Here is a 14,263-nt window from a genome sequence, read left to right as displayed (position 1 = left end):
GTTTTTTTTGCCTGGCGTTTAGCCTTTCATCAACTGCGCCAATAACTCGTAGGAATGAATCCTGTCAGCGTGTTCGTACAGGTCACAGGTAAAGATCAGCTCATCGGCGCCGGTCTGTTCGATCAATACCTCCAATTTGGCGCGGATCTTCGCCGGGCTGCCGACCATGGCCAGGCCAAGGAAGCTGCCGACCGCGTCTTTTTCGTGGGGCAGCCACAGGCCATCCATGGTTTTCACCGGTGGGCGTTGTACCAGGCTTTGCCCACGCATCAGCGCGAGAATGCGTTGGTACACCGAGGTCGCCAGGTAATCGGCCTGCTCGTCGGTATCGGCGGCCACCAGGGGAATGCCGAGCATCACGTAGGGCTTGTCGAGTACGGCCGAAGGCTTGAAGTGGTTGCGGTACACGCGAATTGCTTCATGCATCAGGCGCGGTGCGAAATGGGAGGCGAAGGCATAGGGCAAACCGCGTTCACCGGCCAGTTGCGCACTGAACAGGCTGGAACCGAGCAACCACACCGGGACGTTGGTGCCGCTGCCCGGCACGGCGATCACGCGCTGGTCCGGTGTGCGTGGGCCCAGGTAGGCCATCAGCTCGGCCACGTCTTCGGGGAAATCGTCGGCGCTGCCGGAACGTTCACGGCGCAGGGCGCGGGCGGTCATCTGGTCGGAACCGGGGGCGCGGCCCAGGCCCAGGTCGATCCGGCCGGGGTAGAGGCTTTCCAGGGTGCCGAACTGCTCGGCAATCACCAACGGCGCGTGGTTGGGCAGCATCACACCGCCGGAGCCGACGCGAATCGTCGAGGTGCCGCCGGCCAGGTAGCCCAGCAAGACCGAGGTGGCCGAGCTGGCGATGCCGTCCATATTGTGGTGCTCGGCCACCCAGAAACGGTGATAGCCGAACTTTTCCACGTGCCGGGCCAGGTCCAGGGAATTGCGCAGCGACTGCGCCACGCTGCCGTTGGCCCGCACGGGCACCAGGTCGAGGGTCGAGAACTTTACGTCGGACAGCGATTTCATAAGCCTGCTTCTCCAATGGGGGCGCAGGCTTTTTTAGACGAACCAAAACCTGCCGCTTCATGTGCATGGTCTATGCAATGAGGGCATATACCCGAGATTCAATAGCAGGCATGAAATTTCCTACTGGTTCGCTAGGTTTTTCTCACAAATGAACTTTGCCAAAGCTTCTATCCTCAGAACCTCTACTGACGCAAAACCACCGTTCGAGGAGAAAGCTATGAGCATCGTTAAAAAGGCATCCGCGCATTGGGAAGGTGATCTGAAGTCGGGTCTGGGCTCCATTTCCACCGAAACCGGCGTGCTGCGCGAAGCGCCCTACGGCTTCAAGGCGCGTTTTGAAGGCGGCAAGGGCACCAATCCTGAAGAACTGATCGGCGCAGCCCACGCCGGTTGTTTCTCCATGGCGTTTTCCATGATTCTCGGTGACGCCGGGCTCAAGGCTGACAGCATCGACACCCAGGCCGAAGTGACTCTGGATCAGGTCGACGGTGGCTTTGCGATCACCGCCGTGCACTTGGTGCTCAAGGCCAAGATCCCCGGCGCGAGCCAGGCGCAGTTCGAGGAGCTGAGCAAGAAGGCCAAGGAAGGGTGCCCGGTGTCCAAGGTGCTGAAGGCCACCATCACGTTGGATGCCACGCTCGTTAACTAACCGCCCTTCCCCTCTATGGTAGGAGCGAGCTTGCTCGCGAAGAACCCAAGGACACCGCGTTACATCAGGAAATACGCGTTATCGTTGACGTTTTTCGCGAGCAAGCTCGCTCCTACAAGGGCAGGTATGCTCGAATAGCCGATGCATCCTTAGACGCACATCCGTGCGCAATGCATTCAGGGAGCTTCACACATGAAACGTTTTGCCTTGGCGATCATCTGCGCTGTGTTGGCCACATCGGCTGTGGCCGAGCCCAAAGACTGCGAAGAGCTCAGGAAAGAGATCGAGGTCAAAATCCAGGCTAACGCGGTACCGTCCTACACGTTGGAGATCGTCAGCAAGGAAGAAGCTGACAAACACGACGCTGCCATGGTCGTCGGCAGCTGTGAATACGGCACCAAGGCCGTCATCTACCAGAAAAACAACGACTGATCAGAGGCAGTTCACGCTGCGTTCTTCGGCCAGCAATTGGCGGGCGGCGTCATACAAGCGGATATTCGGCGTATAGCCCAATGAGCGCCCTTCCAGGCGATAGCGTTGGCCGGCCTGGAAATGGTCGTACTGCAACGTGATGAAGCAGGTACGGTCGCTCGTTTGCGCAAACCCGCTGAAGCTGCCACCGGTCGGCACCTCGAAATCAAAGCGCACCATCAACTCATGACTGCCCGGTGGTACCTGGAAGAAGCGCCCGTCCGGTAGATTCTTGCCATCCAGGCGCTGGGCCATCACCAGCTTGGCCCCCGGCGTCGGTGTGGCGAAGTCGATCCAGGCCTGCTGCGGATCGACCGGCGGGAGGGGCGTGGAAGCACAGGCGCTCAGAAACAGCACGGTGGTGGTAAGCAAGAGCTGACGCATGGCGGGCACTCAACACAACAAGAGGTTTGAGTATAAACACGTCACGCCGTGGAAAAACGCCCGGCAGGCAGGATAGTCTGGCGAGCCCATTACTCAGGAGCAGTCGCGGCATGATCAGGGGTTTTCTTGCAGGGTGGGTGGTTGTGCTGCTCAGCGGTTGTTCCAGCATCAGCTATTACAGCCAATTGGCCGACGGTCAGTGGCAGTTGTTGCGGGCACGGGAGCCGGTGGCCGAGGTTATCGCCGACCCTACGCGCCCGCAGCCGCTGCGTGATCATCTGGTGCAAGCGCAGAAAGCCCGGATGTTCGCCAGTGAGCACCTGCACCTGCCCGATAACCAGAGTTACCGGCTTTACGCTGATATTGGCCGGCCTTATGTGGTCTGGAACGTCTTCGCCACGCAGGAATTTTCCCTGTCGCCTGAAAACCATTGCTTCCCCATCGCCGGTTGCGTGGCCTACCGGGGCTACTACAGCCAAGGTGCGGCGCGGGGTGAGGCGGCACTGTTGCGGCAGCGGGGCATGGACGTCTCGATCGGTGGCGTCGAGGCCTATTCCACCCTGGGCTGGTTCAACGATCCGATCATGAGCTCGATGATGCATTGGGGCGATGAGCGCCTGGCGACGTTGATCTTTCATGAACTGGCACACCAGCGCTTCTACGTGAAGGACGATACCGAGTTCAATGAGTCGTTTGCCACCTTCGTCGAGCAGGAAGGCACCCGCCAATGGCGTGTGGCGCGGGGCTTGGCACCGCTCGGCGACTCGATGCTGCGCCAGCGCGACCAATTTACCCGCCTGATCCTCGATACCCGCAAACGGCTGGAAACCCTCTACGCTCAGCCCTTGTCTGCCGAGGCGATGCGCCAGGCCAAAGCCGCGCAGTTCGAGCGTTTGCGCCAGGATTACCGGCAGTTGCGCGACAGCCAATGGGCCGGCGACAAACGTTATGACGCCTGGATCAACCAGCCGATGAACAACGCGCGGTTGTTGCCCTTCGGACTGTATGACCAGTGGGTGCCGGCGTTTGCGGCGTTGTTCAAGCAGGAAGGCGGGGATTGGGTGAGGTTCTATGCGGCGGTGGAACGCATGGGGCAGTTGCCCGTGGGGGCGCGCAAAACAGCGTTGAGGCAACTGGAATCGGTTGCTCCATAGGCCCTATCGGGAGCAAGCCCCCCACATTTAGCCTGCATACCGGTCAACAAGGGGGCTTGCTCCCGATAGCATCCTCAAGGCTGCCGCAAAAACGCCTGATGCATCTCCTCCAGCGTCTCGAAATGCCAGGTCGGCGCCTCGGCATTCAACTCCTCGAAACTGCCAAACCCATAGCCCACGGCGGCCGAATCCAAGCCGTTACTGCGCGCGCCGATCAGGTCATGCTTGCGGTCGCCGATCATCAAGGTGGTGGCCGGGTCCAGGCCTTCTTCGCTGATCAAATGGGCGATCAGCTCGACCTTATTGGTGCGCGTGCCATCCAGTTCGCTGCCGTAGATCACCTTGAAATGCCGGGCAAAATCGAAATGCCGGGCGATTTCGCGGGCAAACACCCAGGGCTTGGATGTCGCGACATACAGCTGGCGACCCTGCCCGCTCAAGTCTTCCAGCAGCGGCATCACGCCGTCGAACACGCGGTTTTCGTACAGGCCGGTGACCTTGAAGCGCTCGCGGTAGAAATTCACCGCCTCCCAGGCCTTGGTCTCGTCGAACCCATAGAACTGCATGAACGCCTGCAGCAGCGGCGGACCGATGAAGTGTTCGAGCCGGGTAATGTCCGGTTCGTCGATGCCGAGTTTGCCCAGGGCGTACTGGATCGAACGGGTGATGCCTTCGCGTGGGTCGGTGAGGGTGCCATCCAGGTCGAACAGGATCGTTTGGTATTGCTGAGTCATCGGTCGAATCCTTCTGCCAGGTGCAGGTCTTTGAGCTTCACGTAGTTCGCGGCGCTGTAGGTGAAAAACGCGCGTTCCTTGTCAGTCAATTCGCGGATCTGTTTGACCGGGCTGCCCACATACAGATAGCCGCTTTCGAGTTTCTTGCCCGGCGGCACCAGGCTGCCGGCGCCGATGATCACGTCATCTTCGACCACGGCGCCGTCCATCACGATGCTGCCCATGCCGATCAGGATGCGATTGCCCACGGTGCAGCCATGCAGCATGACCTTGTGGGCGATGGTCACGTCATCGCCGATCAGCAGCGGGAACCCGTCCGGGTTGAAGGGCCCTGCATGGGTGATGTGCAGCACGCAACCGTCCTGCACGCTGGTGCGCGCACCGATGCGGATGCGGTGCATGTCGCCGCGAATCACGGTCAGCGGCCAGACCGAGCTGTCGGCGCCGATTTCGACATCGCCGATCACCACCGCCGAAATATCGACAAAAGCCCCGGCGGCCAGGGTCGGCGTGTGGTTCTGGTAGGTGCGGAGGGTCACGATAGCCTCTCTCTCTTCTGCTGATAGCTGCGGTGGGCGTTGATTGTAATTAAGATGGCCCCATCTTTGTTCTTACATGTTTCTTCAGCCAAGGTGTCCACCGTGAGCGCGAACAACCCTCTTCTGCAGCCCTACGACCTGCCGCCGTTCTCGGCGATCCGTGCCGAGCACGTACAGCCGGCCATCGAACAGATCCTCGCCGATAACCGTGTCGCCATCGAAGGCATCCTGCAAAGCCAGGGGAAAAATCCGACGTGGGCCGGTCTGGTTCTCGCCATGGATGAACTGAATGATCGCCTCGGCGCCGCCTGGAGCCCGGTCAGCCACCTCAATGCCGTGTGCAACAGCGCCGAACTGCGCGGAGCCTACGAGGCCTGCCTGCCAGCGTTGAGCGCCTATTCCACCGAGATGGGCCAGAACCGCGAACTGTTCCAGGCCTTCGAAGCGCTGGCCAACAGCCCGGAAGCCGCTGGTTTCGACGTGGCGCAAAAAACCATCCTGGAGCACTCGCTGCGCGATTTCCGTCTGTCGGGTATCGACCTGCCGCCCGAGCAGCAAAAACGCTACGCCGAAGTGCAAAGCAAACTCTCCGAGCTGGGCAGCAAGTTTTCCAACCAGTTGCTGGACGCGACCCAGGCCTGGACCAAGCACGTCACCGATGAAGCCACCCTCGCCGGCCTGACGGACTCGGCCAAGGCGCAGATGGCCGCCGCGGCCCAGGCCAAAGGCCTCGATGGCTGGCTGATCACCCTGGAATTCCCCAGCTACTACGCGGTGATGACCTACGCCCAGGACCGCGCCCTGCGCGAAGAAATCTACGCCGCCTACTGCACCCGTGCGTCGGACCAAGGCCCGAATGCCGGTCAGAACGATAACGGCCCGGTGATGGAACAGATCCTCGATCTGCGTCAGGAACTCGCCCAACTGCTGGGCTATGCGTCCTTCTCGGAATTGAGCCTGGCCACGAAAATGGCCGATTCCAGCGACCAGGTGCTGAGTTTCCTGCGCGACCTGGCCAAGCGCAGCAAGCCGTTCGCCGTCCAGGACCTGCAACAGCTCAAGGCCTACGCCGCCGAACAAGGCTGCGCCGACCTGCAAAGCTGGGACAGCGGTTTCTACGGTGAAAAACTGCGTGAGCAGCGCTACAGCGTGTCCCAGGAAGCCCTGCGCGCCTACTTCCCGATCGACAAGGTGCTCGGCGGCCTGTTCGCCATCGTGCAGCGCTTGTACGGCATCGAGATCGCCGAGCAGAAAGGCTTCGACACCTGGCACCCGGACGTGCGCCTGTTTGAAATCAAGGAAAACGGCCAGCACGTCGGGCGCTTCTTCTTCGACCTGTACGCCCGCGCGAACAAGCGTGGCGGTGCCTGGATGGACGGCGCGCGCGACCGTCGCCGCACTATCGATGGCGTGCTGCAAAGCCCGGTGGCCAACCTGGTGTGCAACTTCACCCCGGCCGACAGCGGCAAGCCTGCCCTGCTGACCCACGACGAAGTCACCACCCTGTTCCACGAATTCGGCCACGGCCTGCATCACCTGCTGACCCGCGTCGAGCATGCCGGCGTGTCCGGCATCAACGGCGTGGCCTGGGATGCGGTGGAGTTGCCGAGCCAGTTCATGGAGAACTGGTGCTGGGAGCCGGAAGGCCTGGCGCTGATCTCCGGCCACTATGAAACCGGCGAACCGCTGCCCCAGGACCTGCTGGAAAAAATGCTCGCGGCGAAGAACTTCCAGTCCGGCCTGATGATGGTGCGCCAGCTGGAATTCTCGCTGTTCGACTTTGAACTGCATGCCACCCACGGCGATGGCCGCAGTGTGGCGCAGGTGCTCGAAAGCGTGCGCGACGAAGTGTCGGTGATGCGTCCGCCGGCCTACAACCGTTTCCCCAACAGCTTCGCGCACATCTTCGCCGGCGGTTATGCCGCGGGTTACTACAGCTACAAGTGGGCTGAAGTGCTGTCGGCCGATGCGTTCTCCAAGTTCGAAGAAGATGGCGTGCTCAATGCCGACACCGGCCGTGCGTTCCGCGAGGCGATCCTGGCCCGCGGCGGTTCCCAGGCGCCGATGGTGTTGTTTGTCGATTTCCGCGGGCGTGCGCCGTCGATTGACGCACTCTTGCGCCACAGCGGCCTGAGTGAGGACGCAGCAGCATGAGTGACATACCAGTGATCAGCAAAAAGCAATTTATCGCCGGGGCCGTGTGCCCGGCGTGCAGCGAGCCGGACAAACTGAAGATGTGGACCGAGGACAACGTGCCCCATCGCGAATGCGTGGCCTGCGGTTATACCGACACGCTCAATGACCAGGGATTATCGGTACCCAAGGAGTTGGGGACGCGGGTCAATACCTCGGCGCTCAAAGTGCCGGACCCGAAGGTGCAGTCGGTGCAGTTCTTTCCTAACCCCAAGCTGAAAAAAACCTGACACGAACACCCCCGGTAGGAGCGAGCTTGTTCGCGAAAAACCTCAACGATAACGCGGGCATCCTGAATGCCCGCAATGCCATTGGGTTCTTCGCGAACAAGCTTGTTCCTACGGTTTTGCCTCTGCCTTGACCGCGTTACTCATCCAATCTTTCATCGAGCACAGTGCGAACGCGCTGGTGCTGCAGTCGCCATTCGCCAGAGCCGTGCGCAACTTGTCGATATCGGCCTTCATCATGTAGCGAACGCCGTCCTTGAAGCCGTTGCTGCTGCCGAAGCCACCCAAGGTCATTTCGTTCAGCGCCTCTTCTTTGCTCCATCCTTGAACCACCACGCGGTACATCGCGGCCATCAAGCCTGTGCGGTCGGAGCCGTGCTTGCAGTGCATCAGCACCGGGCCATTGGCCTCGGCTTCCTTGATCGCCCTCAATGCCGCCAGTACGTCGGAATCGTCCACATGATTGGTGCGATAAACCAACTGAACCTGACGGATGCTTGGAGCTTTGAGCCAGTTGTTATCGGACTCCGGCAGAAAATTGATGACCGTGCCGATCTTGAGGTTTTCCAGCAACGGCACTGCACGGCTATCCGGCAGCGCGCTGCGATAGAGCGTGGGGGTCATCTGGTACAGGTTGTATTGGTCGCCCACGGGTTGTGCCCATTCCGGTGAGCGGATCGAGGTGGGGGCATCGGCCTGGGAGAGCGCCGAAGCGAACAGGGCCAGGAGCGCCAGGCTGGTGGCTGTAAACCAATGATGCTTGAGCATGGGCTGAATAACCGAGGGTGAGGGGTTGATAGCACCCAGATTCGCGTAGGGGAGGTCAATGAGGTGTGAGGTGTTCGTCAAAGAGTCGTGAATCTTCAATCTTTAGTTGTCAGGCTGCGGATAATCCCGAGTACCTGACCGCCAAACGGCACTGGTCAGAAGCTGTGCGCCCGGATACTGTATATAAAAACAGTACCGAGGCGTTTTCATGTCTACTCCGCTGCCGCCCCGTGGTCGGGGCACGGCCACCAACCTGCACAACCGCTTTGCGCCCACGGTCAGCGTGGTCGAGGACGACGGCTGGTACCAGGAAGTGCCGCCGACCCAGGGCACCGAAGTGCGCATCGAGACGGCCAAGACCATCATCACCCGCAACAACTCGCCGGATCTGCCGTTCGATCGCTCGATCAATCCGTATCGTGGCTGCGAGCATGGCTGCATCTACTGCTATGCGCGGCCCAGCCATGCCTATTGGGACCTGTCGCCGGGGCTGGATTTCGAAACCAGGTTGATCGCCAAGACCAACGCCGCCACGGTGCTGGAGCAGCAATTGTCGAAGCCGGGCTATGTGTGTGCGCCGATCAACCTGGGTTCCAATACCGACCCGTATCAACCCATCGAGCGTGAGTACAGGATCACCCGGCAAACCCTGGAAGTGCTGCTGCGCTACCGGCACCCGGTGACCATCATCACCAAAGGGGCGTTGATCCTGCGTGATCTGGACCTGCTGACCGCACTGGCGCGCCAACGCCTGGTGGCGGTGATGATCAGCCTCACCAGCCTGGACGATGAGCTCAAGCGCATCCTGGAACCGCGCACGGCGGCGCCCAAGGCGCGCTTGCGGGCGATTCGGGTGATGCGCGAGGCAGGTATTCCGGTGGGCGTGTTGTGTTCGCCGATGATTCCGATGATCAACGACAGCGAACTGGAGAGCCTGCTCACCGAAGCCCACGCCGCCGGTGCGCAGAGCGCGGCGTACATGATGTTGCGTCTGCCCCTGGAAGTGGCGCCGTTGTTCGAGGAGTGGCTGGCGGCGCATTACCCGCAGCGCGCGGCCCATGTGATGAGTCTGGTGCGCCAGGTGCGCGGTGGCGAGGTGTACGACAGCCGGTTCGGCGTGCGCATGCGGGGCGAGGGGCCGTTCGCCGATTTGTTGGCCCAGCGTTTCAGCAAGGCGCTCAAACGCCTGGGGCTCGATCGACGGGAAGGGTTCAACCTGGATTGCACGGCGTTCTGCCCACCGGGCAGGCAGATGGCATTGTTGTAGACTGACAGGCAAGAATGCACCGTTCCTGTAGGAATGGTCGCGTTTTGATATCACTGAAACCCGCGATCTAGAGCGGTTTGTTCAGTTTGAGTTAAGTTTCGACGGTTACCTTGTTCAGCGAGTGACTGATGAGTCGGCAGCCTGGTTGGTGGCATTTAAAACTAATCCATTGGCCTGACGTCGAACTGACCTGAAAACTCCCCTGCATTAATCAAGAGGATGAATCATGAGTGACAAGGATAAACAGCCGTTGGCTGCGTCGGCTTCTGCCGCTCAAGTGGCGGAATCCGCCGATGCAGCGCTAAAGCATATCGTTGACGGCTTTTTGCATTTTCATCACGACGTCTTCCCGCAGCAGGAAGAACTCTTCAAGAAACTCGCCACGGCCCAGAACCCACGGGCGATGTTCATTACCTGCGCCGACTCGCGCATCGTGCCCGAGCTGATTACCCAGAGCGCCCCTGGCGACCTGTTCGTGACCCGTAACGTCGGCAACGTGGTACCGCCCTACGGTCAGATGAACGGCGGCGTTTCCACGGCCATCGAATACGCGGTCCTGGCCCTGGGCGTGCAGCACATCATTGTGTGCGGGCACTCCGACTGCGGCGCGATGCGCGCGGTGCTCAACCCCGAGAGCCTGGAGAAAATGCCGACGGTCAAGGCCTGGCTGCGTCACGCCGAAGTCGCCAAGACCATGGTTCACGACAACTGCGACTGCGCCAATGAAGGCGAGAGCATGAAGATGCTGACCGAAGAAAACGTCATCGCCCAGTTGCAGCATTTGCGCACCCACCCTTCCGTGGCCTCGCGCATGGCCAATGGTCATTTGTATATCCATGGCTGGATCTACGACATCGAGACCAGTGAAATCCGCGCCTACGATGCGGATAAGGCGGCGTTCCGACCGCTGAACGGCACCGAGCCGATCCCTTGCGCGACGCCTAAAGCGCGCTTCTAACACACTTCCCTGCCGGGTAAAGCGGTGGCTGCCATGGATGCAGCCAGGCTTTGCCGCGCCCGGCGAATGCCTTGGGAGAGTCATCATGCGTGCTGCTCAATTGAAAGCTGTTCTGCCACGGGAGCTGCTGGCCTCCGTGGTGGTGTTTCTGGTCGCCCTGCCCTTGTGCATGGGGATTGCGATCGCGTCCGGCATGCCGCCGGCCAAAGGCCTGATCACCGGCATTATCGGTGGCCTGGTGGTGGGCTGGATGGCGGGGTCGCCGTTGCAGGTCAGCGGCCCGGCGGCGGGTTTGGCGGTGTTGGTATTCGAGCTGGTGCGCCAACACGGCATGCTGATGCTCGGGCCGATCCTCTTGCTGGCGGGTTTCCTGCAACTGATGGCCGGGCGTCTGCGCCTGGGGTGCTGGTTCCGCGTCACGGCGCCTGCGGTGGTGTACGGCATGCTGGCGGGGATCGGCGTATTGATTGTGTTGTCGCAGATCCATGTGATGCTCGACGGCGCGCCCAAGCCCTCCGGGTTGGATAACCTCGCGGGTTTCCCAGCCGCGTTGGCCGAGGCGGTTCCGACCCTGGGCGGTGGCCTGGGTTGGCAGGCCGGGTTGCTCGGTTTGTCGACGATGCTGGTGATGTACTTGTGGGATAAATTCCGCCCACAACCGCTGCGGTTCGTGCCGGGCGCCTTGTTGGGCGTGGGGCTGGCAACGGTGGCCAGCCTGATGCTGGCGCTGCAGGTCAAGCGCGTGGAGGTTCCGGAAAACCTTGCCGACGCCATTGATTGGCTGCGTCCTGGTGACCTGCTGAACCTGGCCGATCCGCAACTGTTGATCGCCGCCTTCGCCGTGGCGTTTATCGCCAGCGCCGAAACCCTGCTCTCGGCGGCGGCAGTCGACCGCATGCACAGCGGTCAGCGCTCCGACTTCGACAAGGAGTTGTCCGCCCAGGGTGTAGGCAACATGCTCTGCGGTCTGATCGGTGCACTGCCGATGACCGGTGTGATCGTGCGCAGTTCGGCCAACGTCCAGGCCGGCGCAACCACGCGCTTGTCGGCGATGTTCCACGGCCTATGGCTGTTGGGGTTCGTGCTGTTGCTGTCGAGCGTGCTGCAAAGCATACCGGTGGCGAGCCTGGCGGGCGTGCTGGTGTATACCGGGATCAAGTTGGTCGACATCAAGGCGTTCAAAGCATTGGGACGCTACGGTCGGATGCCGATGTTTACCTATGCGGCCACGGCGCTGGCGATCATTTTGACCGACCTGCTGACCGGCGTGCTGGTGGGGTTTGGCCTGACGCTGGTGAACCTGGCGTTCAAGGCTTCACGGCTGAAAGTCAGCCTGATCGATCTGCCTCAAGACGGTGAAATGGAGTTGCGCCTGACCGGTGCGGCGACCTTTTTGAAAGTGCCGGCGCTGACCCAGGTACTGTCGACGGTGCCTGCGGGAACCACGGTGCATGTGCCGTTGAGTAACCTGAGCTATATCGACCATTCGTGCCTGGAGTTACTGGAGGAATGGGGGCGGGCCAATGCGGCCAAGGGCTCGAAGCTGATGATCGAGGCGCGTGGGTTGAAGCGCCGGTTGGAAGGCCGGGTGCGCACGACGACGGGGCTTGGCTCAGCGGCCGTCTGACCACCGCTGACCCGTTGTAGGCGCGAGCTTGCTCGCGAAGAATCCAAGGATGGCGCGCAGATTCAGAATCCCCGCGTCATCGTTGAGGTTTTTCGAGAGCGAGTTCGCTCCTGCAAGGGAGGGTTAAGCCGGCTGATCCAGCGCCAATTCAACGCCCAACTGTCGCGACAGGCAGGGCCAGCGTTTCCACGCCGCTTCGGTGTCCGGGCTTTTCAGCTGTTCGCGGTAGGCTTCGACCGACTCCAGCGCAAAGCTGTCTTCGTTGAGCATTTCATCCACTGCGTGATGCACCGCTTCATCCAGCTGGTTGGCGAATGCTTCGCCGATCAGTTGATGGGCAATCAGGTTGGCTACCGTGGTATCCGCCGGAATCAACGGCTGGCCAAAGTGTTTGATATACAAATCGTTCACTTCCTCCACCAGACGATGGGCCAGGTAGGCCTCGTCCAGCAGGCTGTCGAGCCCTTCATGGCCAGCGAGAATCGCGGGCGGTTGCAGGAAGAAATGCTCGGCGATCTTCAGCACGGGCTTGATCTGGCTTTCGATACCGGCTTCCCGGGCCACATCGTTCGCAGCGTCCAGCAAGTCCGGAACCTGGGCAATGTACGCGCTGACGAAACGTGTCATCACGCCTTTGGCGTCCACATCGGGCAGGGAGATGGCCGGATGAAGGTGCGGTAACTGGACTTCCAGCTTGCGGGTAAGCTGGCCGGTACTGGTTTCGTGTTGATGGGCACGGGAAATCTGCTCGCGCAACGCGGCGGTGTTCATGAAAGCTCCAGTGAAGCAGGCGTAGGAAAAGGGAAAGGACAAGGTAGTTCGTTTACACAAGCGCCTAAGACGCATTTGTCATAATTATTTCATGGTTATGCGCCGGTGTTATATCGAAATGCCATCGTTCGTCGGATAAACGATTCCGCTCCCGGTTTTATGGGCTCCGTCCGTCTGTTTCAGCTCATTTGCCCCTGCACATTGCGGGGTGGCAGGTGCTGTCTATACTCGGTTTTGTACGCGATTCGCTGATGACGCCAGACTGCATAAGCAGGTGAGGCTAAGCGGTTGTAAGCAGTATGGAAGCCGCTCCCTTCGACGCAGGTGCAAACCGGCGGGATAACAAGAACGATAAGGGGAACCCGCAATGACGCGACATCCACATGTTTGGATGGGCCTCCTGTTGTGGTCAGTATTCGGCCAGGCGCACGCCGCCTGGACAACGAATATGGCGCCGGGGGCGACTGAAGTCAGCCACGCTGTGTTTGACCTGCACATGACCATTTTCTGGATCTGTGTGGTGATCGGCATCGTCGTGTTTGGCGCGATGTTCTGGTCGATGATCGTTCACCGCCGTTCCACGGGCCAGGTGGCGGCCAAATTCCACGAAAGCACCACCGTGGAAATCCTCTGGACCGTGGTGCCCTTGCTGATCCTGATCGCGATGGCTATTCCGGCGACCAGGACGCTGATCAACATCTACGACAGCAGTGAGTCGGATGTCGATATCCAGATCACTGGCTACCAGTGGAAGTGGCATTACAAATACCTGGGCCAGGACGTGGAGTTCTTCAGCAACCTGGCCACGCCCGCCGAGCAGATCCACAACCAGGCCGCCAAGGGCGAGCATTACCTGCTGGAAGTCGACCAGCCGCTGGTGCTGCCGGTGGGGGCCAAGGTGCGTTTCCTGGTGACCGCCGCCGACGTGATCCACTCCTGGTGGGTGCCGGCCTTTGCGGTCAAGCGCGACGCGATCCCCGGCTTCGTCAACGAGGCCTGGGCCCGGATCGAGAAGCCCGGGATCTACCGTGGTCAGTGCGCCGAACTGTGCGGCAAAGACCACGGCTTCATGCCCATCGTGGTCGAGGTCAAGTCCAAGGCGGACTACGACACCTGGCTCGGCGAGCGTAAGCAAGAGGCCGCCAAGCTCAAGGAACTGACCTCGAAGGAATGGACGCTGGATGAGCTGGTGGCCCGTGGCGACAAGGTCTACCACACCACCTGCGTGGCCTGTCACCAGGCCGAAGGCCAGGGCCTGCCGCCGATGTTCCCGGCGCTCAAGGGCTCGCCGATCGCCACCGGGCCCAAGGAAGACCACCTGCACCGCGTTTACTTCGGCAAGCCCGGCACTGCCATGGCGGCCTTCGGCAAGCAGCTCTCGGAAGTGGATATCGCCGCCGTGGTGACCTACGAGCGCAACGCTTGGGGCAATAACAAAGGCGACATGGTCACGCCGAAAGACGTGTTGGCCATCAAGCAGGCGGAAAGCAAATGACGTATT

The 14,263-nt window shown here is 60.8% G+C and carries 15 protein-coding genes; 9 read left to right on the top strand and 6 right to left on the bottom strand.

Translation table 11 applies throughout. The features are described 5' to 3' along the window. Window positions 1-18: 18 nt before the first annotated feature. On the bottom strand, window positions 19-1,020 hold the full coding sequence (locus tag BLR63_RS22510) for an LLM class flavin-dependent oxidoreductase (protein WP_010566681.1): 1,002 nt from the start codon (window positions 1,018-1,020) through the stop codon (window positions 19-21). A 217-nt stretch (window positions 1,021-1,237) separates the two neighbouring features. Between BLR63_RS22510 and BLR63_RS22505 the strand changes: the two genes are divergently transcribed. Together BLR63_RS22505 and BLR63_RS22500 are read left to right on the top strand one after the other, a co-directional pair. Beyond that, complete coding sequence (locus tag BLR63_RS22505) at window positions 1,238-1,669, top strand: OsmC family protein (protein ID WP_010566682.1); 432 nt, start codon at window positions 1,238-1,240, stop codon at window positions 1,667-1,669. Between the two features lie 192 nt (window positions 1,670-1,861). After that, window positions 1,862-2,101, top strand: coding sequence for a DUF1161 domain-containing protein (locus BLR63_RS22500; RefSeq protein WP_010566683.1), 240 nt, complete (start codon window positions 1,862-1,864; stop codon window positions 2,099-2,101). On the opposite strand, the gene BLR63_RS22495 is transcribed toward BLR63_RS22500, so the two are convergent. Next, entirely contained in the window at window positions 2,102-2,524 is a 423-nt protein-coding gene (locus BLR63_RS22495) for a PA0061/PA0062 family lipoprotein (RefSeq protein WP_010566684.1), read from the bottom strand. 110 nt (window positions 2,525-2,634) lie between these two features. On the opposite strand from BLR63_RS22495, the gene BLR63_RS22490 reads away from it, so the two are divergent. Next, the gene (locus tag BLR63_RS22490; RefSeq protein WP_010566685.1) at window positions 2,635-3,678 is read left to right on the top strand and encodes an aminopeptidase; all 1,044 of its coding nucleotides are present in this window, start codon (window positions 2,635-2,637) and stop codon (window positions 3,676-3,678) included. 74 nt (window positions 3,679-3,752) lie between these two features. Here BLR63_RS22490 and BLR63_RS22485 read toward each other — a convergent pair whose 3' ends face one another. Together BLR63_RS22485 and BLR63_RS22480 are read right to left on the bottom strand one after the other, a co-directional pair. Beyond that, window positions 3,753-4,412, bottom strand: a complete 660-nt coding sequence (locus BLR63_RS22485; RefSeq protein WP_010566686.1) for an HAD family hydrolase — start codon at window positions 4,410-4,412, stop codon at window positions 3,753-3,755. After that, window positions 4,409-4,951, bottom strand: a complete 543-nt coding sequence (locus BLR63_RS22480; protein WP_010566687.1) for a gamma carbonic anhydrase family protein — start codon at window positions 4,949-4,951, stop codon at window positions 4,409-4,411. Before BLR63_RS22480 ends, BLR63_RS22485 begins: the two co-directional genes overlap by 4 nt. A 102-nt stretch (window positions 4,952-5,053) precedes the next feature. Here BLR63_RS22480 and prlC point away from each other — a divergent pair, with 102 nt between their 5' ends. Both prlC and BLR63_RS22470 read left to right on the top strand, forming a co-directional pair. Next, window positions 5,054-7,105, top strand: coding sequence for an oligopeptidase A (prlC, locus tag BLR63_RS22475; RefSeq protein ID WP_010566688.1), 2,052 nt, complete (start codon window positions 5,054-5,056; stop codon window positions 7,103-7,105). After that, window positions 7,102-7,374 (top strand): YheV family putative zinc ribbon protein, encoded by a 273-nt coding sequence (locus BLR63_RS22470; protein WP_010566689.1) that lies wholly within the window; start codon window positions 7,102-7,104, stop codon window positions 7,372-7,374. The genes prlC and BLR63_RS22470 overlap by 4 nt, the downstream gene beginning before the upstream one ends. Window positions 7,375-7,482: 108 nt before the next feature. Here the strand turns inward: BLR63_RS22470 and BLR63_RS22465 are convergent, their stop codons facing one another. After that, the gene (locus BLR63_RS22465; RefSeq protein ID WP_010566690.1) at window positions 7,483-8,139 is read right to left on the bottom strand and encodes a dual specificity protein phosphatase family protein; all 657 of its coding nucleotides are present in this window, start codon (window positions 8,137-8,139) and stop codon (window positions 7,483-7,485) included. A 208-nt stretch (window positions 8,140-8,347) separates the two neighbouring features. Between BLR63_RS22465 and BLR63_RS22460 the strand changes: the two genes are divergently transcribed. From BLR63_RS22460 to BLR63_RS22450, 3 genes are all read left to right on the top strand, one after another. Next, the gene (locus tag BLR63_RS22460) at window positions 8,348-9,406 is read left to right on the top strand and encodes a PA0069 family radical SAM protein (protein ID WP_010566691.1); all 1,059 of its coding nucleotides are present in this window, start codon (window positions 8,348-8,350) and stop codon (window positions 9,404-9,406) included. Between the two features lie 226 nt (window positions 9,407-9,632). Continuing rightward, a complete protein-coding gene (locus tag BLR63_RS22455; RefSeq protein WP_010566692.1) occupies window positions 9,633-10,364 on the top strand; it encodes a carbonic anhydrase in 732 nt (243 codons plus the stop codon). Window positions 10,365-10,449: 85 nt separating this feature from the next. Next, window positions 10,450-11,991: a SulP family inorganic anion transporter gene (locus BLR63_RS22450; RefSeq protein ID WP_010566693.1), complete on the top strand. Its 1,542-nt coding sequence runs from the start codon at window positions 10,450-10,452 to the stop codon at window positions 11,989-11,991. Window positions 11,992-12,114: 123 nt separating this feature from the next. Here BLR63_RS22450 and BLR63_RS22445 read toward each other — a convergent pair whose 3' ends face one another. Further along, on the bottom strand, window positions 12,115-12,762 hold the full coding sequence (locus BLR63_RS22445; protein WP_010566694.1) for a hypothetical protein: 648 nt from the start codon (window positions 12,760-12,762) through the stop codon (window positions 12,115-12,117). Between the two features lie 367 nt (window positions 12,763-13,129). On the opposite strand from BLR63_RS22445, the gene coxB reads away from it, so the two are divergent. After that, window positions 13,130-14,257 (top strand): cytochrome c oxidase subunit II, encoded by a 1,128-nt coding sequence (gene coxB / locus BLR63_RS22440; protein WP_010566695.1) that lies wholly within the window; start codon window positions 13,130-13,132, stop codon window positions 14,255-14,257. Window positions 14,258-14,263: the final 6 nt, after the last annotated feature.

This window comes from Pseudomonas extremaustralis (assembly GCF_900102035.1).
GTDB lineage: Bacteria > Pseudomonadota > Gammaproteobacteria > Pseudomonadales > Pseudomonadaceae > Aquipseudomonas > Aquipseudomonas extremaustralis.
This window is presented reverse-complemented; position numbering and strand designations above follow the sequence as displayed.

What these genes read in the sequence shown, in the direction of transcription:
- BLR63_RS22510 (WP_010566681.1), bottom strand. Translation starts at nt 1,020, where the DNA reads ATGAAATCGCTGTCCGACGTAAAGTTCTCGACCCTCGACCTGGTGCCC.
- BLR63_RS22505 (WP_010566682.1), top strand. Translation starts at nt 1,238, where the DNA reads ATGAGCATCGTTAAAAAGGCATCCGCGCATTGGGAAGGTGATCTGAAG.
- BLR63_RS22500 (WP_010566683.1), top strand. Translation starts at nt 1,862, where the DNA reads ATGAAACGTTTTGCCTTGGCGATCATCTGCGCTGTGTTGGCCACATCG.
- BLR63_RS22495 (WP_010566684.1), bottom strand. Translation starts at nt 2,524, where the DNA reads ATGCGTCAGCTCTTGCTTACCACCACCGTGCTGTTTCTGAGCGCCTGT.
- BLR63_RS22490 (WP_010566685.1), top strand. Translation starts at nt 2,635, where the DNA reads ATGATCAGGGGTTTTCTTGCAGGGTGGGTGGTTGTGCTGCTCAGCGGT.
- BLR63_RS22485 (WP_010566686.1), bottom strand. Translation starts at nt 4,412, where the DNA reads ATGACTCAGCAATACCAAACGATCCTGTTCGACCTGGATGGCACCCTC.
- BLR63_RS22470 (WP_010566689.1), top strand. Translation starts at nt 7,102, where the DNA reads ATGAGTGACATACCAGTGATCAGCAAAAAGCAATTTATCGCCGGGGCC.
- BLR63_RS22465 (WP_010566690.1), bottom strand. Translation starts at nt 8,139, where the DNA reads ATGCTCAAGCATCATTGGTTTACAGCCACCAGCCTGGCGCTCCTGGCC.
- BLR63_RS22460 (WP_010566691.1), top strand. Translation starts at nt 8,348, where the DNA reads ATGTCTACTCCGCTGCCGCCCCGTGGTCGGGGCACGGCCACCAACCTG.
- BLR63_RS22455 (WP_010566692.1), top strand. Translation starts at nt 9,633, where the DNA reads ATGAGTGACAAGGATAAACAGCCGTTGGCTGCGTCGGCTTCTGCCGCT.
- BLR63_RS22450 (WP_010566693.1), top strand. Translation starts at nt 10,450, where the DNA reads ATGCGTGCTGCTCAATTGAAAGCTGTTCTGCCACGGGAGCTGCTGGCC.
- BLR63_RS22445 (WP_010566694.1), bottom strand. Translation starts at nt 12,762, where the DNA reads ATGAACACCGCCGCGTTGCGCGAGCAGATTTCCCGTGCCCATCAACAC.
- coxB (WP_010566695.1), top strand. Translation starts at nt 13,130, where the DNA reads ATGACGCGACATCCACATGTTTGGATGGGCCTCCTGTTGTGGTCAGTA.